Origin of the sequence: Streptomyces sp. NPDC058877, from assembly GCF_042742855.1 — a bacterium.
Taxonomy (GTDB): domain Bacteria; phylum Actinomycetota; class Actinomycetes; order Streptomycetales; family Streptomycetaceae; genus Streptomyces.
In genome coordinates this window covers 22,844-44,032 of record NZ_JBHYMF010000019.1, presented here as the reverse complement: position 1 = coordinate 44,032, position 21,189 = coordinate 22,844, and the positions used below count along the sequence as shown (strand labels likewise).

The following is a 21,189-nucleotide window of genomic DNA, read 5'->3' as shown; positions in this document are numbered from 1 at the left end:
GCACGTCATGTGGGTCTTCAGCGCCACCGCGTGCCGGTGGCTGGGTGCGGGTGGGGCGCTCGCCGTCGCGGCCGGCGGCTGGGCCGCCGGAACGCTGCCGGTGCGCGGCGGTCAGGGGCTGTGGGAGCCGCGGGGCTCCGCCCTCACCGTCGCCGGCGCCGTCCTCGCCGCCCTCGGCCTGACCCTGCTCCTCGCCGCCTGGTGGCGGTACGGCGTCCTCCTCGCCCGCGGCCTGCGCGGCGGGGTCCGCACCACCCTCGCCTGCTGGACCGCCCCGCTGCTGCTCGCCCCGCCGTTGCACAGCGCGGACGTCTACAGCTACATCGCCCAGGGCGCGATGGTCCTCGAAGGACACGACGTGTACGGGGCCGGGCCCTCCGTCCTCGGCCCCGGCGACCTCGGGACGGAGGCGGCGGCGAGCGTCGGCGGCAACTGGACCGACACCCCGGCGCCGTACGGGCCGGCCTTCCTGCTCCTCGCCGCGGCGGTCGTCAAGGTCACCGGAGGCGCGGTCGTGCCCGCCGTCCTCGGCATGCGGCTGATCGCCCTCGGCGCGCTGGCCCTCGTCGTCTGGGCGGTCCGCGGGTTGCGCGGCGGCCCGGGCGGCCCCGACGGGGCGCTCTGGCTGGCAGCCCTCAATCCGCTGCTCCTGGTCCACGTCGTCGGAGGCGTGCACAACGACGGCCTGATGATCGGGCTCATGCTCGGCGGCGTCCTGCTGGCCACCCGCGGCCGGTGGGTGCTCGGCAGCGTCCTCGTCGGCTGCGCCATGATGATCAAGTCTCCGGCTGCGGTGGCGCTGCTGTTCATCGGCGTGTCCCTCGCCCGTGGCGGCGGCCTCCGCGGCCTGGCGAAGGGCCTCGTCCTGCCGGGGGCCGTCGCGGCGGCGGTGGCGGCCGGGGCGTCGCTGCTCGCGGGCACCGGCTTCGGATGGTTGCGGACCCAGAGCGTGGCCGGCGCCATCCACACGCCGCTGTCGATGACGAGCGACCTCGGACTCGGGCTGGGGCTGCTCCTCGACGGCGGGGCCGAGCCGGTGAAGGGCGCCGTCCAGAAGCTGGGCCTGGTCGCGGCCCTCGCGATCATCGCGGTGCTCGCCCGGCGTGCCTACCTGGGGCGTCTCGATCCGGTCCTCGGGCTCGGGCTCTCGCTGGTCGCCCTCGTGGCCCTCTCGCCGATGGTGCAGCCGTGGTACCTGCTGTGGGGGACGGTCGTCGTCGCGGCGGTCGCCTGGCGGAGCAGGGCCGGGCAACTGCTCGGCGTCTTCTCGGCGGCGCTCCTCTACGAGACCCAGCCCTCGGGCCACACCCCGTGGTACGGCTTCGTGCTGGCCGGTGCCGTGCTGGCGCTGGGGCTGCTGTGGGCGCGGCGGGAGCCGTGGGGGCCGGTGGCCGTCGACCGCGCCGCCCCTGCGGCCCCGGTGACCGCCGGGCGCTGAGCGGGGTGGCGCCCGCCGCGCCGGCGGGGCCGCAGGGGCGGCGGGTGCCGGTGAGCGGTTCCTCCCCGTCGTTCCGCGGCGGCGCGGTCAGGTCCGCCGGACCGACCGCCCCGCCAGGACGTCCGTCCGGCGGCCGTCCTCCATCACGAACCGTCCGTCGACCAGGACGTGCGGGATGCCCACCGGGAGGGTGCGGGGGCGTTCGTAGGTCGCCCCGGACGCGACCGTCGTCGGGTCGAAGAGGACCAGGTCCGCCACGTACCCCTCCCGGACCAGTCCCCGGTCGGGGAGGCGCAGGCGGGCCGCCGGGCGGGAGGTCAGATGGGCGACGCACTCCTCCAGGGAGAGGACGCCCAGCTCCCGCACGTACCGCCCCAGGTACTCCGGGAACGTGCCGTAGGCGCGCGGGTGCGGTTTGAGGCCCTGGAGGATGCCGTCCGAGCCGCCGGTGTGCGCCCGGTGGCGCATGATCGTCCGCACGTTCTCCTCGTGGCCCACGTGCTGGAGGATCGTGGTGCCCAGCCGGTCGGAGAGCAGCAGCCGGCGGGCGGTGGCCCAGCCGTCCAGGCGACGGCCCACGTGGTCGGTCAGGGCCGGGTCGGCGACGCCGGAGACCTCGATCGTGGTCCAGTCGACGGGGACCCCGTGGCAGCCGTCCGAGCCGAGCTCCTCCAGGTGGTGGCGGATCCGCTCGGCCGTCGTACCGTCGCGGAGGCGCGCCAGGACCGCCTCCGGGCCGCCCTCGCCCGCCCAACTCGGGAGCAGCGCCAGCAGGGTCGTGCTGCCCGGTGTGTACGGGTAGGTGTCCAGGCTGATGTCGGCGCCGGAGTCGAGGGCCCGGTCGAGGAGGGCCAGGAGCTCCGGTGCCCTGCCCTCGTTGACCTCGAAGTTCATGGTGGCGTGGGCCAGGTGCAGGGCGCAGCCCGCCTCCCGGGCGAGCGTCACCATCTCCTCGTACGCACGCAGCGCACCCGCCCCGTACGAGCGGTGGTGCGGGCAGTAGTACCCGCCGTATCCGGCGACGACCCGGCACAGCTCGGTCAGCTCCGCGTCCGGCGCGTACATCCCGGGGGTGTAGGTGAGGCCGGAGGACATGCCGACCGCGCCCTGCTCCATGCCCTCGGCCACCAGGCGCCGCATCCGGTCCAGCTCGGCCGCCGTCGCCGGTCGGTCCGCCCAGCCCATCGCGTACATCCGGACCGTGCCCTGGGGGACCAGGTAGGCGGCGTTGACGGCGATCCCGCGGTCGAGGCGGTCCAGGTACTCGCCGACCGTGCGCCAGCCGAGGTCCAGGTCGGAGCCGTCGCCGTTCCAGCCGGTGATCGCCCGCTGCACCTCGGTGCGGGTGCGGTCGTCCACGGGGGCGTACGACAGGCCGTCCTGGCCCAGGACCTCCAGGGTCACGCCCTGCGCGGCCTTCGCACTGTGGTCCGGGTCGCGGAGCAGCGCGAGGTCGCTGTGGGCGTGCATGTCGATGAAGCCCGGAGAGAGGACGAGCCCCTCGGCGTCGATGGTGCGGCGGGCGGTGGGGCGCTGGCAGCCGGCCGCCGCGGCCTCCTTGACGATCGCGGCGATCCGGCCGCCCTCGATCGCCACGTCCGCCCGGTAGGAGTCGCCGCCGCTGCCGTCGACGACCTCCGCGTCGCGGAAGACGAGGTCCATGCTCGGTGCCCCCGTCGGCTAGAAGAAGGTCCGGACGTGGTCGACCACCGTGCCGTCCGCCTCGACGAGCGGGATCAACCGCCACTTGTCGAAGGACGTGCAGGGGTGCGAGAGGCCCATCCCCACCCAGTCGCCGACCTCCAGGTCCGCCCCGGGTTCCGTGCGGAGCCAGGCGTGCTGGTCGGAGAGGCCGGTGACGGTGATGCCCTCGGCGGGCCGGACCTCCCCGGTACGCGCGTCCCGGACCACCTGCGCCTCGGGGAGGTGCAGGTCGTGGGCGGCGTCCCGCTTGCCCGCGTTGGTGAAGGCCTGGTCCGCGGTGGGACGGGAGACGACCTGCGACCAGAGCCGGAACGCCGGCTGGAGCGCGCCCTCCTCGGGGACCCGGTTGAAGGGGGTGCGGGTGCGGTAGTGGCCGTCGTCGTGCGAGACGTACGCGCCGGAGCGCAGCAGCTTCAGGACGGGGAGGGAGAGGTCGGGGACCTCCGCGAAGACCTCGGCGACCGTGTCGAACCACTCGCTGCCGCCCGCGCTCACCACGATCTCGCCGATCGCGGGGTCGAAGCGGCCGGCCCGGTCGAAGTCGGCCGCGAGTCCGAGGAGCCGGTGCAGCCACTCCCGCACCCGCTCGGCATCGGCCCCCGGCATGGTGCCTTCGTATCCGGCGACGCCGACGAGCCGCAGGGCGGGGGCGGCGGCCACCGCGTCGGCGACGGCCGCGCACTCCGCCCCGGTCCGTGCGCCCGTGCGTCCGGTCGCGCCGGCGGCCAGCTCCACGACGACGTCCACCGGACGCCCGGCGTCCGCGGCGCGCAGGGCCTCGTCCATCAGCTCGACGCCGCGCACGGAGTCGACGTAGCAGACGAGGCGGAAGGCGGGGTCGGCGTCGAGTTCGGCGGCGAGCCACCGCAGGGCGGCGGGGTCGACGACCTCGTTGGCGAGGAAGATCCGGTCGATGCCGTGGGCGCGGTAGACCCGGACCTGGTGGGGCACGGCGGCGGTGATGCCCCATGCGCCGTGCGCCAACTGCCGCTCGAAGAGCTGGGGGGCCATGGAGGTCTTGCCGTGCGGGGCGAAGGCGAGGCCGTGGCGCTCCGCGTACGTCTCCAGCAGGCGGAGGTTGTGCTCGACGGACTCGGCGGAGAGCGCGAGGACGGGGGTCGTGTAGCCGCCGGTGAAGAGGTTGCGCCGCTGTGCGGAGAGCGCGCCGACGGTGAGGCCCTCGGCGTCCGGGGGCAGTCCCTTGAAGCGGTGGTCGACGCGCTCGTTCGCCAGGTCGGGTGTCTCGTTCGCCGGGGCGGGCATGCGGCCTCCTCATCGGACGTTGCGTAGAATGCAACGCTAATTGCACATGATGCTCGGTGCTGTCTAACATCCGGGCCAAGGCCGGGTCAATGGACCCGTACGAGCCACAGGGAGCCGAGAGTGAGCGGACCCGCGCCCGTGGGCGCCGCCCCGGACGTCGTCTGCCTCGGTGAGTCCATGGTCACCTTCCTGCCGTCCCGGCCCGGTCGCCTCGCCGACGTCCCCTCCTTCACCCGCGCGATCGGTGGCGCCGAGTCCAACGTCGCCTGCGGCCTGGCCGCGGCCGGCCACCGCGTCCGCTGGGTCGGCCGCGTCGGCCGCGACGGCTTCGGGGACCACCTCGTCGACGCCATCGCGGGGCACGGGGTCGACGTCAGCGCCGTCGGCCGCGACCCGCACCGACCGACCGGCGTCTACTTCCGCACGGACGAGGACCGGGCCGGCGACGCCCACGAGGTCGTCTACTACCGGGCCGGCTCAGCGGCCTCGGCCATGTCACCCGCGACCGTGCCGTACGACGTCGTCGCCGGCGCCCGGATCCTCCACCTCACCGGCATCACCGCCGCCCTGTCCGCGGACTGCCTCGCCCTGGTGCGGGAACTCACCGCCCCGCGGCCCGGCCGGCCGCTCGTCTCCTTCGACGTCAACCACCGGCCGAGCCTGTGGCGCGGCGGGCGGGCCCCCGACGTGCTGCTCGAACTCGCTCGCCGGGCCGACCTCGTGTTCGTCGGCGCGGACGAGGCGGAACGACTGTGGGGCACGGGGGACCCGGCAGCGGTCCGGGCCCTGCTGGCCGAGCCGGAGGTCCTGGTGGTGAAGCGGGGCGGGGCGGAAGCCGTGGCGTTCCGGCGCCGCGTGGCCTTGGGTCGGGTGGCTCCGGGTCGGGTGGCTCCGGGTCGGGTGGCTCCGGGGCAGGGTGACCCCCTCCCGGCGCCGGAGCCCCGCCCCGACGTCCGTCCCGTCGCGTCCGGCGCCCGCACCCCCTCGGACCCGCCCGTTTCCGCCCCCGGCGTCCGACCCTCCGACTCCGACGCCGTCACCGCCGTTCCCGCCCCCCGGGTGGAGGTGGTCGCCCCCGTCGGTGCCGGTGACGCCTTCGCCGCCGGGTTCCTCTCCGCCACCCTCCGCGGGCTCGACGCGACCGCGCGCCTGCGCCACGGACACCTCGCCGCCGCTGCCGCCCTCACCGTGCCCGGGGACTTCGCCGCCCCGCCCCGCCGGGACCGCGCCGACCGCCTCGCCGCGCTCGACGGAGCCGCCTGGGGCACACTGCACCTCGGCCCCGGGTGGACGGGGGACGACCAGGAGGGCCCCGACCGGACGGGGGACGACCAGGAGGTACGCACGCCATGAGCCAGACCGTCGACCGGGCGCTCAGCATCCTGCCGCTGTTGGCGCGGGGCCCCGCCGACCTCGGACAGGTCGCCGACCGGCTCGGGGTCCACAAGTCCACGGCCCTGCGCCTGTTGAGGACCCTCCACGAGCACGGGCTCGTCCACCGGCAGCAGGACCAGCGCTACCGACTCGGCGCCCGTCTCTTCGCCCTCGCCCAGGAGGCTGTCGAGAACCTCGACGTCCGCGAGATCGCCCACCCCCACCTGCTCGCCCTCAACGAGCGGACCGGGCACACGGTCCACCTCGCGGTCTACGAGGAGGGCGAGGTCGTCTACATCGACAAGGTCGAGAGCCGCTACCCGGTCCGCATGTACTCCCGCATCGGCAAGCCCGTCGCCATCACCGTCGCGGCCGTCGCCAAACTCCTCCTGGCCGACCTGCCCGAGCCGGAGCGGCGCGCCGTCGCCGCGCGGCTCGACTACCCCCCGTACACGCCCCGCTCGACCCCGAACGCCGCCGCCTTCCTCAAGGAGCTGGCGATCGTGCGCGAGCAGGGCTGGGCCACCGACCTCGGTGGCCACGAGGAGTCCATCAACTGCGTGGGCGCCCCCGTCCGCGGAGCCGACGGCCGCGTCGTCGCCGCCCTGTCGGTCTCGGCGCCCAACGTGGTCGTCACCGCCGAGGAACTCCTCGCCCTCCTGCCGCAGGTGCGCCGCACCGCGGACGACATCAGCCGCGAGTACTCCGGCGAGCCCCCGACGAAGGAAGCAGAGGACGCCCCCGCATGAGCGAGAAGACCGCGATCACCCCCGCCACCCACACCGCCCCGCCGGCCGCCTTCTCGCACGGCGTGAAGAAGGGCAACATCCTCCAGGTCGCCGGCCAGGTCGGCTTCCTGCCCGCCGTCGCGGGCCGGGCCCCGACCGTCGCGGGGCCGACCCTGCGCGAGCAGACCCTCCAGACCTTCGCCAACGTCAAGGCGGTGCTGGAGGAGGGGGGAGCGGGCTGGGACGACGTGATGATGATGCGGGTCTACCTCACCGACGTCGCCCACTTCGCCGAGATGAACGAGATCTACGACCAGTACTTCGCGGAGCAGGGCCTCAAGGCCCCCGCCGCCGCCCGCACCACCGTCTACGTCGGTCTTCCGCCCGGTCTGCTCATCGAGATCGACGCCCTCGCCGTCCTGGACTGAGACCGGACGGCGGGACCGTGCTCCCGGGGACCCCCCCCGTCGGCGCGGTCCCGCCGTCCACGGGGCGTCAGGCGGTGCAGTACTGCTGCTGCTTGCCGATCGAGCGGTACATGCAGTCCGCGTTCTCCAGGAGCTGGAGCACCGCATCGCGGTTGCGGCTGGTCTCGCGCTCGATGACCTCGTCGGGCGGGTAGAAGCCGCCGGCCCAGGAGGAGGTCGGGTACATCTCGAAGGTGTACGCGAAGATCCGCTGCGCACCCCACAGGTAGTCGTCGATCGAGCCGTCCGTGACGTACAGGTCGCTGGACTGTTCGGGCGTGTAGCCGTTGCTCGCCGCCATCTTGCCGCCGACGGCGGCGAAGGCGTCGCGGTCGTCCCGGGTCATGCCGGTGGTGGTGTCGGCCGTGGTCCAGCCGAACGGCCAGAGGACCAGTTCGCTGTACGTGTGGAAGTCGATGGCCGCCGTGATCTGTTGCTTGCCGCCGACCACCCGGCTGCGGACGAAGTCGGCGACGACCTTCACCTCGGGGGTGGATTCGGGGGCCGCTCCGCGGTAGGTCTCGGAGCTCTTCGAGCCGGAGGAGCCGCCGCAGCAGCCCCACTTGTAGTCCCAGTTCCGGTTCAGGTCCGTGCCGACGTGGGAGGAGCCGGGATTGGGCTGCCGATTCTTGCGCCAACTGCGGTACGAGCCACGGGAGATGTCGTATTCGCCGCCGTCCGGATTGAGGTCGGGGACGATCCAGATCTCGCGGTTGTCGACGGCGTCGGTGATCCTGCGGTCCGTGCCGTATCCGGCGCCGAGTTCGCGCAGCAGGTAGAGGGCCATCTCGACGGTGAGGTGTTCACGGGCGTGCTGGTGGTGGGTGAAGAGGACCTCGGGTTCGTCCTCGTCCACGGACACGTTGTCGCTGATCTTGACGGCGACGACGTCCCGGCCCTGGTACGTCCTGCCGATGACCTGCTTGCTCATGATCGACGGGTGCGCGGCGACGCGCTGGTCGATCTCCGCGGTCATCTCCGCGTAGGTGTGGTACCGGGCGTCGGCGGGGGGAAAGTCGCTCGGCTTCGCCGTCTTGCCGTCCCCGGCCGTGCGGTCCGGCGGTCCGGGCAGGGCGGTCGGTTCGTATCCGAGCGCCTTGAGGAGGGCGAGTTGTTCGGGGTTGGCGCTGACCACGACCGAGCGGGCGTCGACCTCGTCGACGGACACCCCGGTGGCGGTCAGCGCGCTCCGGGCGGCGGGGGTGGAGGGGCCGGCGATCTCGTACTGCCGGATCACCTCCTCGGTGCCCGCGGCGGCGCGTGCGGAGGGCGGTGCCGGGTCGGCCCCGGCGGGCGTGCTGAGGGCGGAGAGCGGCGCCGCGAGGGCGAGCGCCACGAGCGCCGCGAGGACGGCGGACCTTCTGCCGCGGAGGGGACGTCGCATGCTGTCTCCTGAGGGAGTGTGGGGGGTGCGACCGGGGTGTGCGCGGATCTTCCGTGCGTCGTGCAGCAGTCCGGGCACATGGTCCAGCTATGTCATGGACCGGTCAAGGTGGGGGGTTCGGCCATGCTGTCCCGCGTGGGGACCCTGATCGGTAAGTACGTCATCGAGCACAAGCTAGGCGAAGGCGGCACGGGCACCGTCCATCTCGCCCGGTCGCGCGGCGGGCGCGCCGTCGCCGTCAAGGTGGCCCGGCCGGAACTCGCCTCCGACCCCTCCTTCCGCGCCCGCTTCCGTGCCGAGGTCGCCGCGGCCCGACAGGTCGGCGGCTTCCGCACCGCGCAGGTCGTCGACGAGTGGGTCCGGCAGCTCGACGCGGTGCTGCGGCGGTACCTGACCGACTGGGGAACCGGGGTGCGGGAACGGCGCAGCGCCGCCGGGGGAGCGGCGGCGCTGCGTCTTTCGGGGTCCGCTACGGCAGGTCGTGCACGTGCGGGCCCACCGCGTTCGACCAGGCGTTGCCGGCCGTCGCGTCCCAGTTGGTCGACCAGGTCATGGCGCCGCGCAGCGACGGCCAGGTCCGTGCGGGCTTGAAGGAACCGCAACCGGTGCCCTTGGTCAGGCAGTCGAGCGCGTTCTTCACGATCTGCGGGTCGACGTAGCCGCTGCCCGCGCCGCGCGTGGAGGCGGGGACGCCCAGACCGACCTGGGACGGGTCCAGGCCGCCCTGGAGCTGGATGCAGGCGAGGGCGGTGAGGAAGTCCACCGAGCCCTGGCTGTAGACCTTGCCGTCGCAGCCGAGCATCGCGCCGCTGTTGTAGTACTGCGTGTTGACGACCGTGAGGATGTCCTTCACGGCCAGCGCGGTCTTGAAGTACTCCGTGCCCGTGGACTGCATGTCGATGGTCTGCGGGGCCATCGTGAGGACCAGGGAGGAGCCCGCCTTGGCGGAGAGCTGGCGCAGCGCCTTGGTGAGGTAGGTGGAGTTGACGCCGTGCTCCAGGTCGATGTCGACGCCGTTGAAGCCGTACTCCTGCATCAGGGCGTACGCGCTGTCGGCGAAGGCGGTCGCGGTGGCGTCGCTGTTGATGGTGACGTTGCCCTTCTCGCCTCCCACCGAGAGGATCACGGACTTGCCGGCCGCCTTCTTGGTCGCGACGTCGGCTTTGAAGTCGGCGACCGAGGCGTAGCCGACGGCCGGGTCGAGGTTGAAGGTGATCTGGCCGGGCGTGGCGGTCGAGTCGGCGAAGGAGACGGCGATGATGTCGTACTGCGCCTGCACGTCACGGAGCTTCTGGACCGTCGCGCCGTTGTCGAAGTTCTGCCAGTAGCCGGTGACCGCGTGCTTGGGCACGGCCGGGCCGGGGCCCGGGTCGGTCGGCTTGGCGGTGCGGGCCGTGACGGCGGCGGACTTCGCGGACTCGCCCGCGGAGTTGGCCGCCGAGACCTGGAACTGGTACGCGGTGTCGGCGGTGAGCCCGGTGACGGTGGTCGAGGTGCCGGTCACCGTCTGCGGGGCGGCGCCGTCCCGGTACACCTTGTAGGCGGTGGCGTTGGAGACCGCGCCCCAGCTCAGGGCGATGGAGCCGGTGGTGACCGTGCCGGCGGCGAGACCGGCCGGGGTGGCCGGGACGACCGGGTCGGGGTCCTGGCCGCCGCCCCCGTCGGGCCCGAAGACGCTCGCGTCGTCGACCGAGTACGGGGAGGTGCCGTACCAGCCGTGGGTGTAGATCTCGACCGAGGTGGTGCTCGCCCCGGTGGTGAAGCTGGTGGTGAGCTGCTTCCAGGAGGGGCTGTCGGGCGTCCAGGTGGAGACGGAGCCGCTGCCGGTCCCGGTGTTGTTCGCGCCGAGGTAGGCGTAGCCGCCCTGGACCCAGGCGCTCAGCGTGTAGGTCGAGTTCGGCTTGACGGCGACGGTCTGCACGCACTTGGCGTTGTCGAGGCCGGCTGGGGTGGCCCTGAGCGCGCCCGCCCCGGAACGGACCGGCGAGGAGACGACGGCGCCGCTGCCCGCGGAGCAGGACCAGTTGGCGAGGCCGTTCTCGAAGCCGGCGTTCTTGGCGACGTTGACGTCGGCGGCCTGTGCGGTGCCGGCTCCGCCGACGAGGGCGAGGCCGGCGCCGACGGCGAGCGCGAGGGCTCCGCCGAGCCAGCGGCGTCCGTGCGGACGGATGGTGGTGCGGTCCACGAGCATCCTCCGGTGGGGGAGTTGGGGATGTGGAGGTGCCGTACGTCGTCGTACGGAAGGGGAGGTGCGGGGTACCGGCGGCGGCCACTGCTCTCGCAACAAGTTGGTCCAGACCAATCGCATTGTCAATACCTCTGACGACGAAGGGCGTTCGGGCCCGGAGGGCCCGATCGGGCGACTTCGACCCGGAGTCGGGGGGACGGCTTGGCGGATTGTGTGTTCACCACCCCGGGGGACGTGGATAAGGTGCAGAGACGGCGGCACCCTGCGGTGACGCCGCGAACGCGGTAAGTGATCCGCGGTCCCCGGAACACCGGCGACCGGAGGGGACGGGGGGTCCGACATGCCGGCAGCGATCGCGGTCACCAGCGCCGACCTGGTGCTGCCGCCGACCGACCCCGGGACCCCGCAGGCGGTCGTCCTCCCGCCCCCCGACACCCGGCCGCTCGACGCCTCCCTCGCCGACATGCAACAGCTGCTCGCCCGGTACGGACACGTGGTCGTCGTCTGCCCCGCCGCCGCCCCGACCGCCGTCGAGCACCGGCTGCACACCGTCCGCGCCCTCCTGGAGAGCGACCGGATCGCCCTGGTCAGAACGGACCTGCCCCCACTCGGCGCAGCCGTCCTCGTCCGCCAGCTGCGCCAGCTCGCCGGCTGTGACTTCAGCCCCGGCGTCCTCGCCTCCGCCGCCCGACTGCTCGCCCACTACATCTACGCCGGCGCCGTCCTCGGCTCCGTGTCCCGGCTCGACCGGGTGCCCGTCAGCCTCGGCTCCCACCTCAAGGGCTGGCTCCCCGGCGCCCACTTCGCCGTCCTCGCCGGCCCCACCCCGCAGATGGTGCGCCTCGGCTCCGGCAAGAACGCCGCATCCGCCGGCGAATCCCTCGCCGGACCCGAGTTCGGCACCGAACTCCTCCTCGCCCGCGGCCAGCTCCAGACCGACTGGCCCACCACCACCCTCGCCCCCCACTGGCGCATTCCCGGCCCCGTGCACGAGGCCCCGCTGCCCGCGTCCTCACCCGGCTGGTGGGGCACCGGAAAGCTCGTCGAGTTCGCCGCGTACCTGCCCGACCTGCCCGTCCTCTACCAGCTCGTCTCCTCCGTGCGGCGCGAGACCTGCCACTGGTGCGGGATGGAGCTCATCGGCGACCGCTGCGGCTTCTGCGCCGCCCCGCTGCCCCCGGCCGCCCCACTGCCCGACCCCGGCTCGTACGCCCTCCGGCCGGGCCCACGGGCCGGGGCCCACGCCCTGGGGCCCGGCGCGCCCCACCCCGCCCCCGGCGGACCCGCGGCCCGCGCCGCGCTGCCGTGAACGGGGCGCTGAGCGGGGCGCTGAGTGGGGCGCTGAGCGGGGCCGTGCACGGGTTCGTGCGCGGGGCCGGGAGGAGGCCCGCCGCGAGCGGCCCCGCCCACCGGCTCCGGTCGACCACCGCCGGGCCGCGGACCTCCCCGCCGACCGCCGCACACCGACCGCGACCCCCCGACCCCGGCCGCGGACCCCGACCCTCCGAACCCGGCTGCGGACCCCGTCCCTCCGCCCCCGGCCGCCCGGCACCACCCCGACCCACGTCCCCGACCGAGGAAGTACGGCCATGAACTCCCGCCAGCGCCGCGGCGTGATCCTCCTGCTGCTCTCCGTCCTGTGCGCCCTCGGCGCCTTCGCCGGCGTCCTCGCCGTCATCAGCGACGTGAACTCCAAGGTCGGCCCCGAGACCACGGCGTACCGAATCCGCAAGGACGTGGAGCCCTACCGACCCCTGCGGGCGGACCAGTTCGAGAAGATCTCGCTGCCCGAGCGCTGGCTCTCCCCGACCGCCGTCACCGACCTCCGCCAGATCGAGGGCAAGATCGCCGTCACCCGGCTCAAGACCGGCTCCCTCCTCCAGCGCGACATGATCGTCGAACGCCCCCAACTGCAGCCGGGCCAGCAGGAGATCGCCATCATGGTCGATGCCGCCACCGGAGTCGCCGGCAAGATCACCGCGGGCGCCACCGTCAACATCTACGCGACCTTCGCCGGCGAGCAGAAGGGCGACCCCGACCAGTCCCGGATGATTGTCGCCGGCGCCCGCGTCCTCGACGTCGGCCAGCTCACCCCCGTACGGGACCGCAACGACCGCAACGACCGGGCCACCTCCACCGTCCCCATCACCTTCGCCCTGTCCACCCTCGACACCCAGCGCGTCGCGTACGCCGAGTCCTTCGCCGAGCACGTGCGCCTCGCCCTCGTCGCCCCGTCCGCGGCCGGCTCCCCCGCCGACCCCGGCAGCGACCGCACCTACACGCTCGAAAAGGACAAGTGAGGCCGGCATGACCACCAGGATCCTCCCCGCCGTCGGCGACCCCGACGCGGCCCGGTCCGTCACCACGCTGCTCAGCCAGCTCCCCGACGCCGAACCCGCCCCGCCGGTCACCGACTCCACCCAGCTCGTCGACGCCCTCGCCCGCCTCGCCGCAGTCTCCCTCGACGAACTCCCCGAGGTCGTCCTCGTCCACGAGCGGATCGGGCCCGTCCCCGCACTCGACCTCGTCCGCGAGGTCGCCCTCCGCTTCCCCGCCGTCGGCGTCGTCCTCATCACCGCCGACGCCAGCCCCGTCCTCTTCTCCGCCGCCATGGACTCCGGAGCCCGGGGCCTTGTCACCCTGCCCCTCGGCTACGAGGAACTCGCCAGCCGCGTCCAGGCCGCCGCCCAGTGGTCCCTCGGCGTCCGCCGCCACCTCGGCGCCGCCGCCGACCCCGTCACCGGCCCCGGCGGCACCGTCGTCACCGTCAGCGGTGCCAAGGGCGGCGTCGGCACCACCGTCACCGCCGTCCACCTCGCCCTCGCCGCCCGCGCCTCCGGACGGAGCGTCGCCCTCGTCGACATGGACCTCCAGAGCGGCGACGTCGCCTCCTACCTCGACGTCCAGTTCCGCCGCTCCGTCGCCGACCTCGCCACCATCACCGACATCTCGCCCCGCGTCCTCCAGGACGCCCTCTACGTCCACGAGACCGGCCTCTCACTGCTCCTCGCCCCGGCCGAAGGAGAACGCGGCGAAGAGGTCACCGACCGGGCCGCCCGCCAGATCGTCAGCGCCCTGCGCGGCCGGCACGAGGTCGTCGTCCTCGACTGCGGCTCCCGACTCGACAGCGCCAACGCCGCCGCCATCGAAATGGCCGACACCGCCCTCCTCGTCACCACCCCGGACGTGGTCGCGGTACGAGCCGCCAAACGGACCGTCCGCATGTGGGAACGCCTCCAGGTCCGCAAGGCCGAGGAGAGCACCACCCTGGTCAACCGCCACCACCGCGCCACCGAGATCCAGCCGCCCCTGGTCCAGAAGATCACCGGCACCCGGATGGCGCCCGTCGCCGTGCCCGACCACTTCAAGGAGCTCCAGGCCGTCGTCGACGCCGGCCGGATCCACGAACTCGACGCCAAGTCGACCGTCAAACAAGCCCTGTGGACGCTCGCCGGCGAACTCGGCCTGGTCGGCGCCCCGGCGGCCGAAGCATCCGGGAAGCAGCTCGCCCGCGCCGGCGACCGCGGCTCCCTCGGACTGCGCCGCCGCACCGGAGGACGCTGACCGATGCGTACCCACCGGGACGGCGACAGCGGACAGGTGGCCGTGGAGTTCCTCGGCATGGTCCCGCTCATCCTGCTCACCCTCGCCCTGCTCTGGCAGGTCGTCCTGGTCGGGTACACGTACACCCTCGCGGGGAACGCGGCCGACGAGGCGGCCCGGGCCTGCGCGGTCGGCGACGACTGGCACGAGGCCGCCCTGCGGCACTTCGACGGAGCCTGGAAGGCCACCCCGACGTGCGGAGCGGACGGTGCCGGCATGGTGACCGCGGTGGTGAGGGTCGAAGTCCCCGTCCTCGTCCCGGGCTTCGGCGGCCTCTTCCCGGTGGTCGGCAGGGCGGGCGCCATCGACGAGAGGAACCTCACGCCATGAGCCGCCACCCGCACCGGCGGAGCCGCGACCGGGGCCAGGCCGCCATCGAGTACCTCGGCTTCCTCCCCGTCCTGCTCATCGTCGGCCTGGCCGGCCTCCAACTCGGCCTCGCCGCCTACGCCGCCCAACAAGCCGGCACCGCGGCCCGCGCCGCCGCCCGCGCCGCGGCCACCACCGACGACGAGAACGCCCCCGACCCCGAAGCCGCCGGATACGCCTCCGTGAGCAGCTGGATCGCCTCCCGCGCCACCATCAGCGTCAACGGCGGAACCGCCGTCGTCGAGGTCGACATCCCACGGGTCCTGCCCTTCGTGAACCTCGACCCCGTCCAGAAGACCGCCGTCATGCCGACGCCCGACGAGGAGGACCAGCCGTGAGCCTGCGCGCCCGCATCAACGCCCCCGAGGACACCGCGGGCGGCACGACCGCCCGGGAGGACGGCCACCTCGTCGCCGCCTTCCGCGCCAAGCTCCTGGAGGAGATCGACCTCACCGAGATGTCCGCGCTCGCCGCCGCCGAGCGACGGGCCCGCCTGGAGCGCGTCCTCGGCCACATCATCAGCCGCGAGGGCCCGGTGCTCTCCACCGCCGAACGCGCCCAGCTGATCCGCCGCGTCGTCGACGAAGCACTCGGACTCGGCGTCCTCGAACCGCTCCTCGAAGACGCCTCCATCACCGAGATCATGGTCAACGGGCCCGACCAGATCTTCATCGAGCGCGGCGGGCGCGTCGAACTCCTCCCGCTCCGCTTCGCCTCCCACGAACAACTGATGCAGACCATCGAGCGGATCGTCTCCACCGTCAACCGGAGGGTCGACGAATCCAACCCGATGGTCGACGCCCGGCTCCCCTCCGGCGAACGCGTCAACGTGATCATCCCGCCGCTCTCGCTCACCGGAGCGACCCTCACCATCCGCCGCTTCCCCCGGGCCTACACGCTCCACGAGATGATCGGCCTCGGCTCCCTCGACGAGCAGATGCTGCTCCTGCTGTCGGGCCTCGTCCAGGCCAAGTTCAACCTGATCGTCTCCGGAGCCACCGGCACCGGAAAGACCACCCTCCTCAACGCGCTCTCCGGACTCGTCCCGGACGGCGAGCGGATCATCACCATCGAGGACTCCGCCGAACTCCAACTCCAGCAGTCCCACGTCATCCGCCTGGAGGCCCGCCCGCCGAACATCGAGGGCCGCGGCGCCGTCTCCATCCGCGACCTCGTGCGCAACTCCCTGCGCATGCGCCCCGACCGCATCATCGTCGGAGAGGTCCGCGGCGGAGAGACCCTCGACATGCTCCAGGCCATGTCGACCGGCCACGACGGCTCCCTCGCCACCGTCCACGCCAACTCGGCCGAGGACGCCCTGATGCGGCTCCAGACCCTCGCCTCGATGTCCGAGGTCAAGGTGCCCTTCGAGGCGCTCCGCGACCAGATCAACAGCGCGGTGGACGTCCTCGTCCAGCTCACCCGGCACCCGGACGGCACCCGCCGGATCACCGAGATCTCCATCCTCGCCTCCCACGGCCGCGAACGCTTCCTGCTCGCCACGGTCTGCCGCTTCCACGCCCAACCGGTCGCCGCTGACGGACGGGTGTACGGACAGTTCGCGCACCACCCGCTGCCCCGCCGCGTCGCCGAACGCCTCTACCTCGCCGGCCAGCCCGTCCCCCAGGCCTTCGGCGTGGCCCCGACCGACGCCCACCTGGCCACCCGAGAGGCGGAGTGATGACCGACCCCTTCTGGCTGACCGCGGGCGTCACCCTGCTCGGCTGCGTCCTGGGCGTCATCGGCGTCCAGCTGTACGCGAGCGGAGCCCGCCGCCACGCCGCCCTCGTCGCCCGCTTCGACGAGACCGGCGCCCCGGAGAACGCCACCGGACGCCGTCGGCGCCGCTTCCGCGGCCTTGACCGGAGGATCCGCGGCACCGCGCTCGGCCGCAAGCTGGAACTGCGCATCGCGGCGACCGGACTCGACGTCACACCCGGCGAGTTCACGGTCGCCCTGACCGCGACCGTGATCGCCCTGTGGGTCATCGGACAGGCCGCCCTCTCCCCGTTCTTCGGCCCGATCTGCGGACTCCTCGGCGTATGGGTCGCCCTCGGCTACCTCAACTGGCAGCGGCAGAAGCGCATCGAGAAGTTCATCAACCAACTCCCCGAACTCTCCCGCATCCTGGCCAACGCCACCCAGGCCGGACTCGCCCTCCGGATGGCCCTCAGCCTCGCCGCCGACGAGATGGAAGCCCCCGCGGGAGACGAACTGGAGAAGGTCGCCCAACAGCTGGCCGTCGGCACCTCCCTCGACGACGCCCTCGGAGAACTCGCCGAACGCCTCCCCTCCCGCGAGCTCGTCGTCCTCGTCACCACCCTCGTCCTCGCCAACCGCGCCGGCGGCACCGTCGTCTCCTCCCTGCGGAACCTCACCGAGACGCTGGAAGAACGCAAGGAGACCCGGCGCGAGGTCCGCACCCAGCTCTCCCAGGTGAGCATGACCGCCTACTCCGTACCCGTCATCGGAATCGGCTCCCTCCTCCTCATCGACAACATGCAGCCCGGCGCCCTGGACCGCATGACCGGCTCGACCATCGGCCAGTTCGCCGTCATCGCCGCGTTCGCCCTGTACGCCGTCGGCTTCGCCGCCATCCGCCGCTTCTCGAAGATCGACGTGTAGGGACCGCCGCCGTGGAACTCCTCCTCGCCCTCCTCGCCGGGCTCGCCGTCGCCGGCATCGCCTACGGCCTGCGCCTCTACCGCGCCGACGCCAAGCTCCCCGACGACCTCCAACTCGCCCTGGAAGTGGGCGCCACCCGCACCGGGGCCGTCGACTCCGCCGTCGACCGGCTCGGCATGCGCTGGTCGCCGGCCGTCCTCCGACTCATGGGCCCCAAGCGGGTCAACGCCGTCCGCCGCCGCATCGACCTCGCCGGAAACCCCGGCGGCCTCACCATCGACCGGTACGGGGCGCGACGGGCCGTCTACGGCTTCCTCGGCGGCCTCGGCGCCCTGCTGATGCTGAGCAAGGGCTCCTATCTCACCGCCCTGCTCCTCCTGGCCTTCGGCGCCTTCTGGACGGAGGTCGGCATCTGGTCGGCCGTCCGCATCCGCAAGGACCAGATCGAACGCACCCTCCCGGACTTCCTGGACGTCCTGGCCGTCGTGGTCAGCGCCGGCCTCGGTTTCCGACAGGCCCTCGAACGGGTCGCGGACAAGTACGCGGGACCCTGGTCCGACGAACTCCGCATCACCCTGCGCCAGATGGACATGGGCGTCAGCCGCCGCCAGGCCTTCGACGAACTGCGCCGCCGCAACGACTCGGAGCAGGTCGCCCAGTTCGTGACCGCCCTCCAACAGGGCGAGGAACTGGGCGCACCCATCGTCGACACCCTCATCCAACTCGCCAACGACATGCGCCGCACCGACGCGCAGAACGCCCGCCGCAAGGCCGCCCGCGCGGTGCCCAAGGCCACGATGGTGATCACCACGCTGATGGTCCCGGCGACCATGATCCTGCTGGGTGCGGGCCTCTTCCTGGGCACGGGAACCGACTTCGGTTCGGTGACGGGCGAATGACCAGGCTGACAAATTCACGGCAAACGACTTCGCTGACGCAACCCGATGTGCCAGAGTGCGGACTGAGTGTGAGGGGGTGGGGCATGGAAGACCGGACCGTCACGTCGGGCCGCCATCAGGCCCACCCGAAGACCGGGGCGCACACCAGGCCCCACGGGCCCCACCAGCCGACCCGCCCGTCGGCCCACGGTGCCCGAACGCAGGCGTCCGAACGCGGAGGGGACCACGATGAACGACGCGATGCTGAAGGCCCTGACCAAGGCCCGTACCGAACTGTCCACGTGGACGGACCGACACACGAGAGACCGCGGCCAGACGGCGGTGGAGTACCTGGGGATCATCGTGGTCGTGGTGGCGATCGTGGTGGCGATCACGGGGACGGACATTGGCAACTCGATCAAGAATGCCATCACTCAGAAGATCGCCGACCTGACAGCAAAGTAGGGCAGCGACTCCAAGGGGATTCTGGGCAGGCATTCCCTGTTTACATTGCCGCCGTGGCGGGTCTTTTGTTTCTGGCTTTTGCCTACTTTATGGTAGGTCAGGCTGCGTTTGCGCGGAATGGCGCTCAGACCGCAGCTGATGCGGCCGCCCTTGCGGCGGCCCAAGATGCCCGGGAGCAGCTGAGGGATGGCTGGCTTGATGTGATTCTTGAGCCGGATAAGTGGGATGGATTCCCTGAAGGGGAAAATTATTTTAACTCTTCGGCTTGTGAGTGGGCTTCAAGGTTTGCTGCCGAGAATTCGGCGACTTTTTCCGGTGAGGGTTGTGTTCCGATTATTGGGGAGGGGCGAGGTTTTGAAGTGACCGTGAGCACGCTAAAGCCACAACGGGCAGTGGCCTCTGCGAAGGTTTTGATCGAGCCACGGTGTGTGTTTCACAGGCAAGATTCTGTACCGAGTCCTGCACCCGAGCCGTCAGTAACTGGTGAGCCTGAAGAAGGTCAAAGTGATCCTATTCTAGGGCTTGTGTGTGATGGGGAGCCTTGGGAGGTCGACGTAGATAGGCCTACGCTCCCGAGTGCCGCCAATTTGTTTAGGGTTCGCTTGGTTGGGTGACTTTCGGTGACGCGTAAAGGGAGTTTGAGGTATGAGTGTGTGGCGTGTAGCGAAGCACTCTAAGGTAGTGGTTCTCGGTGCTATTGTTTTGGTTTCTTTTTCCTTGGCCGGCTGCAGTGTAGAAAGTGGGAATGAGGGGAAAAGTGCGTCAACTGTTAATTCTCCCTCTAAGGCTGAGGCGGCAAGTCGAGGTTCGAAAGAAGCTGAAGATCCTGTAGAGATACTTGCGGCCGTTAAGGGGAGTGATGGAGTGGAGCTGGCCATCACCTCGGCCCAGCGAGATGTGGGTGGCTTTCTAACTCTCAAAGGGGCGTTGAAGAATACTTCCTCGCGCCCTCTTGCGCTCCCTGGTCAGATCCGAGGTGATGAGACCGAAGTTATGGAGCACGGGAATTCTCTGGGTGGCGCCACTCTGGTTGATTCCGCTGAAAAGAAACGCTACTACGTACTTCGTGACACTGATGGCCGTCCATTGACGACAACGGGTATCGACATCCTGCCCGCAGGTAAGTCCATAGCCGTCTTCATGCAATTCCCCGCACCCCCCGCCTCCACCACCGAGGTCTCCTTCCAGCTGCCCACCTTCGAACCCGCCACGCTCAAGCTCTCCTGAGGCGACGCCATGACGACGACATATCGCCGCCTCGCCGCTCTCACCCTCGCTTCCGTGGCCCTGGGGTCCCTCACCGTCCCCACCGCTCATGCCGAGGATCCGCCCGGTTCCGCCGGTAGCGCCTCGCCCGTGCCGGTCATCGACGTCAACGCGCCGGGATTGATGCTGCCCGACGGGGCGACGCTCGCGCCCGCCAAGGTGCTCGACATCAAGCAGATCGTCGAAGAGGAGGGTGGGCAGCAGCGCAGGGCGGACACCAATGTGGACGTGACGTTCGCGCTCCAGGCCGAGGTCCTGTTCCCGAAGGACAGCGCCAAGCTCTCGTCCGCCGCCGCTTCCCGGCTCGGTGCGATTGCCGCCGAGATCAACAAGATGGGGTCCGGGCGGGTCCGTGTCTTCGGCTTCACCGACAACCTCGGTACGTACGAGCACGGGCTCAAGCTCTCGAAGGAGCGGGCCGTCGCCGTGCAGCAGGTGCTCGCGAGGGCCCTTGATCCGGGTACCACCTTCGACATCCGGGGGTACAGCGAGGACTATCCGATCGCCGACAACCGGACCGAGGAGGGCCGGAAGAAGAACCGGCGCGTCGAGATCTCCTTCCCCCGCACCTCCGGTGGGTGACGGGCCGGGGCGCGTGGCGCGGTTCCGCTACGGTGCGTCCCGGTCCTGATGGGAAGCCCCGTGTGTGGCGGGGGCAAGACATCTCAGGGGGCTAAGAAGTCAAGCTGGTGGACGTAGCCGAGTTACCCGGGTCGGCTTGCTGCGCCATGGCGGCGTCTACTTGCGCGATCAACCAGGGTGAAGACGGTCAGGGCGAACGTCGATGCGACCCCAGTGGCCAGGGCATCCGCCACGTACCGGCCCAGGCCCGGTCGCAGAATGTCCACGAGCCCGAACAGCACGACAAACCCCGCGAGGCATGCTGCGACAGCGCCCCGCCAGCAGCGGTGATACGCAAAGAACCACTGGGCCAGGCCCACGCCGATCAGGGGTGCAGGCGACAGCTGCGGCTCGTCGAGGGCGGCGAGCACTCCGTATCCCAGTCCGCTGACCGTCCAGCAGGCAGCGCTCACGAGGGCCGCCTCGCTCCATGACACGGGCCGCTTCACTTGTGCCGTCCGTGCCGTCCGTGCCGTCCGCTGACGGCACCACCGGCCCGACGGCGCGCTCGCCACTGGGACACGCCTGCCGCGGTCACCGAGAGAATCAGGAGCGGTCCAGCAGCCCAATAGAGCACGGCCATCGGCCAGGCCGGCGCCTTGCCGGCCAGCATGGCCGTCATCTTGCCAGCCATACCGATGCCGAGCAGCACATAGGCGACACCCCAGGTACGGGCCACCCATACGGGACCCACGATCGGCTGCGGCGGCCGGTGCGGCCGGAGTACGGCCCGCCCGCCCACCCATGTGCAGCCCAGGGCCACGACCGTCATGAACACTCCCCCAGCCGTGTCCAACGCATCGGTCTGGATCCCGA

Annotated in this window: 21 protein-coding genes and 2 pseudogenes; 17 read left to right on the top strand and 6 right to left on the bottom strand. The window is 71.8% G+C overall.

Annotated elements, in window-relative coordinates; translation table 11 throughout:
• Window positions 1-7: 7 nt before the first annotated feature.
• A complete protein-coding gene (mptB, locus tag ACFW2Y_RS07185; protein WP_384874751.1) occupies window positions 8-1,438 on the top strand; it encodes a polyprenol phosphomannose-dependent alpha 1,6 mannosyltransferase MptB in 1,431 nt (476 codons plus the stop codon).
• Window positions 1,439-1,525: 87 nt separating this feature from the next.
• Here mptB and ACFW2Y_RS07180 read toward each other — a convergent pair whose 3' ends face one another.
• Both ACFW2Y_RS07180 and ACFW2Y_RS07175 read right to left on the bottom strand, forming a co-directional pair.
• On the bottom strand, window positions 1,526-3,100 hold the full coding sequence (locus tag ACFW2Y_RS07180; protein ID WP_384874748.1) for an amidohydrolase family protein: 1,575 nt from the start codon (window positions 3,098-3,100) through the stop codon (window positions 1,526-1,528).
• 18 nt (window positions 3,101-3,118) lie between these two features.
• Window positions 3,119-4,405: an alanine racemase gene (locus tag ACFW2Y_RS07175; RefSeq protein ID WP_384874745.1), complete on the bottom strand. Its 1,287-nt coding sequence runs from the start codon at window positions 4,403-4,405 to the stop codon at window positions 3,119-3,121.
• A gap of 177 nt (window positions 4,406-4,582) precedes the next feature.
• On the opposite strand from ACFW2Y_RS07175, the gene ACFW2Y_RS07170 reads away from it, so the two are divergent.
• Genes ACFW2Y_RS07170 through ACFW2Y_RS07160 form a run of 3 tightly spaced genes read left to right on the top strand, consistent with a single transcriptional unit; the run spans window position 4,583 to window position 6,935 of the window.
• Window positions 4,583-5,758, top strand: coding sequence for a PfkB family carbohydrate kinase (locus ACFW2Y_RS07170; RefSeq protein ID WP_384874794.1), 1,176 nt, complete (start codon window positions 4,583-4,585; stop codon window positions 5,756-5,758).
• Window positions 5,755-6,528: an IclR family transcriptional regulator gene (locus ACFW2Y_RS07165; RefSeq protein WP_384874743.1), complete on the top strand. Its 774-nt coding sequence runs from the start codon at window positions 5,755-5,757 to the stop codon at window positions 6,526-6,528. Before ACFW2Y_RS07170 ends, ACFW2Y_RS07165 begins: the two co-directional genes overlap by 4 nt.
• Entirely contained in the window at window positions 6,525-6,935 is a 411-nt protein-coding gene (locus ACFW2Y_RS07160) for a RidA family protein (protein WP_384874740.1), read from the top strand. The genes ACFW2Y_RS07165 and ACFW2Y_RS07160 overlap by 4 nt, the downstream gene beginning before the upstream one ends.
• Window positions 6,936-7,002: 67 nt before the next feature.
• Here the strand turns inward: ACFW2Y_RS07160 and ACFW2Y_RS07155 are convergent, their stop codons facing one another.
• On the bottom strand, window positions 7,003-8,358 hold the full coding sequence (locus tag ACFW2Y_RS07155; protein WP_384874737.1) for a M14 family metallopeptidase: 1,356 nt from the start codon (window positions 8,356-8,358) through the stop codon (window positions 7,003-7,005).
• Between the two features lie 123 nt (window positions 8,359-8,481).
• Here ACFW2Y_RS07155 and ACFW2Y_RS07150 point away from each other — a divergent pair.
• Window positions 8,482-8,709, top strand: a pseudogene (locus tag ACFW2Y_RS07150) (serine/threonine protein kinase); the annotation flags it as partial.
• A gap of 118 nt (window positions 8,710-8,827) precedes the next feature.
• Here the strand turns inward: ACFW2Y_RS07150 and ACFW2Y_RS07145 are convergent.
• Window positions 8,828-10,549: a chitinase gene (locus ACFW2Y_RS07145; RefSeq protein ID WP_384874735.1), complete on the bottom strand. Its 1,722-nt coding sequence runs from the start codon at window positions 10,547-10,549 to the stop codon at window positions 8,828-8,830.
• A 337-nt stretch (window positions 10,550-10,886) separates the two neighbouring features.
• Here ACFW2Y_RS07145 and ACFW2Y_RS07140 point away from each other — a divergent pair, with 337 nt between their 5' ends.
• From ACFW2Y_RS07140 to ACFW2Y_RS07085, 12 genes and pseudogenes are all read left to right on the top strand, one after another.
• On the top strand, window positions 10,887-11,855 hold the full coding sequence (locus ACFW2Y_RS07140; protein WP_384874732.1) for a hypothetical protein: 969 nt from the start codon (window positions 10,887-10,889) through the stop codon (window positions 11,853-11,855).
• Between the two features lie 280 nt (window positions 11,856-12,135).
• Window positions 12,136-12,846 (top strand): Flp pilus assembly protein CpaB, encoded by a 711-nt coding sequence (gene cpaB, locus ACFW2Y_RS07135; protein ID WP_384874729.1) that lies wholly within the window; start codon window positions 12,136-12,138, stop codon window positions 12,844-12,846.
• A gap of 7 nt (window positions 12,847-12,853) precedes the next feature.
• Window positions 12,854-14,110, top strand: coding sequence for a CpaE family protein (locus ACFW2Y_RS07130; RefSeq protein ID WP_384874726.1), 1,257 nt, complete (start codon window positions 12,854-12,856; stop codon window positions 14,108-14,110).
• 3 nt (window positions 14,111-14,113) lie between these two features.
• Window positions 14,114-14,479 (top strand): TadE/TadG family type IV pilus assembly protein, encoded by a 366-nt coding sequence (locus tag ACFW2Y_RS07125; protein ID WP_384874723.1) that lies wholly within the window; start codon window positions 14,114-14,116, stop codon window positions 14,477-14,479.
• Window positions 14,476-14,856, top strand: coding sequence for a TadE/TadG family type IV pilus assembly protein (locus tag ACFW2Y_RS07120; protein ID WP_384874720.1), 381 nt, complete (start codon window positions 14,476-14,478; stop codon window positions 14,854-14,856). The genes ACFW2Y_RS07125 and ACFW2Y_RS07120 overlap by 4 nt, the downstream gene beginning before the upstream one ends.
• The gene (locus tag ACFW2Y_RS07115; RefSeq protein ID WP_384874718.1) at window positions 14,853-16,199 is read left to right on the top strand and encodes a CpaF family protein; all 1,347 of its coding nucleotides are present in this window, start codon (window positions 14,853-14,855) and stop codon (window positions 16,197-16,199) included. The genes ACFW2Y_RS07120 and ACFW2Y_RS07115 overlap by 4 nt, the downstream gene beginning before the upstream one ends.
• The gene (locus tag ACFW2Y_RS07110; protein ID WP_384874715.1) at window positions 16,199-17,143 is read left to right on the top strand and encodes a type II secretion system F family protein; all 945 of its coding nucleotides are present in this window, start codon (window positions 16,199-16,201) and stop codon (window positions 17,141-17,143) included. The genes ACFW2Y_RS07115 and ACFW2Y_RS07110 overlap by 1 nt, the downstream gene beginning before the upstream one ends.
• A gap of 11 nt (window positions 17,144-17,154) precedes the next feature.
• A complete protein-coding gene (locus ACFW2Y_RS07105; RefSeq protein ID WP_384874713.1) occupies window positions 17,155-18,042 on the top strand; it encodes a DUF5936 domain-containing protein in 888 nt (295 codons plus the stop codon).
• Window positions 18,043-18,270: 228 nt separating this feature from the next.
• Complete coding sequence (locus ACFW2Y_RS07100) at window positions 18,271-18,486, top strand: Flp family type IVb pilin (RefSeq protein WP_384874710.1); 216 nt, start codon at window positions 18,271-18,273, stop codon at window positions 18,484-18,486.
• Window positions 18,487-18,521: 35 nt separating this feature from the next.
• Window positions 18,522-19,100, top strand: a pseudogene (locus ACFW2Y_RS07095) (pilus assembly protein TadG-related protein); the annotation flags it as partial.
• Between the two features lie 31 nt (window positions 19,101-19,131).
• Window positions 19,132-19,713 carry a hypothetical protein gene (locus ACFW2Y_RS07090; protein ID WP_384874708.1) on the top strand — a complete coding sequence of 194 codons (582 nt, stop codon included), beginning with the start codon at window positions 19,132-19,134 and terminating at the stop codon, window positions 19,711-19,713.
• A gap of 9 nt (window positions 19,714-19,722) precedes the next feature.
• Window positions 19,723-20,334, top strand: a complete 612-nt coding sequence (locus tag ACFW2Y_RS07085) for an OmpA family protein (protein ID WP_384874705.1) — start codon at window positions 19,723-19,725, stop codon at window positions 20,332-20,334.
• Between the two features lie 122 nt (window positions 20,335-20,456).
• On the opposite strand, the gene ACFW2Y_RS07080 is transcribed toward ACFW2Y_RS07085, so the two are convergent.
• Both ACFW2Y_RS07080 and ACFW2Y_RS07075 read right to left on the bottom strand, forming a co-directional pair.
• Window positions 20,457-20,810, bottom strand: a complete 354-nt coding sequence (locus ACFW2Y_RS07080) for a hypothetical protein (RefSeq protein ID WP_384874703.1) — start codon at window positions 20,808-20,810, stop codon at window positions 20,457-20,459.
• Window positions 20,811-20,818: 8 nt separating this feature from the next.
• The gene (locus ACFW2Y_RS07075; protein ID WP_384874700.1) at window positions 20,819-21,145 is read right to left on the bottom strand and encodes a hypothetical protein; all 327 of its coding nucleotides are present in this window, start codon (window positions 21,143-21,145) and stop codon (window positions 20,819-20,821) included.
• Window positions 21,146-21,189: the final 44 nt, after the last annotated feature.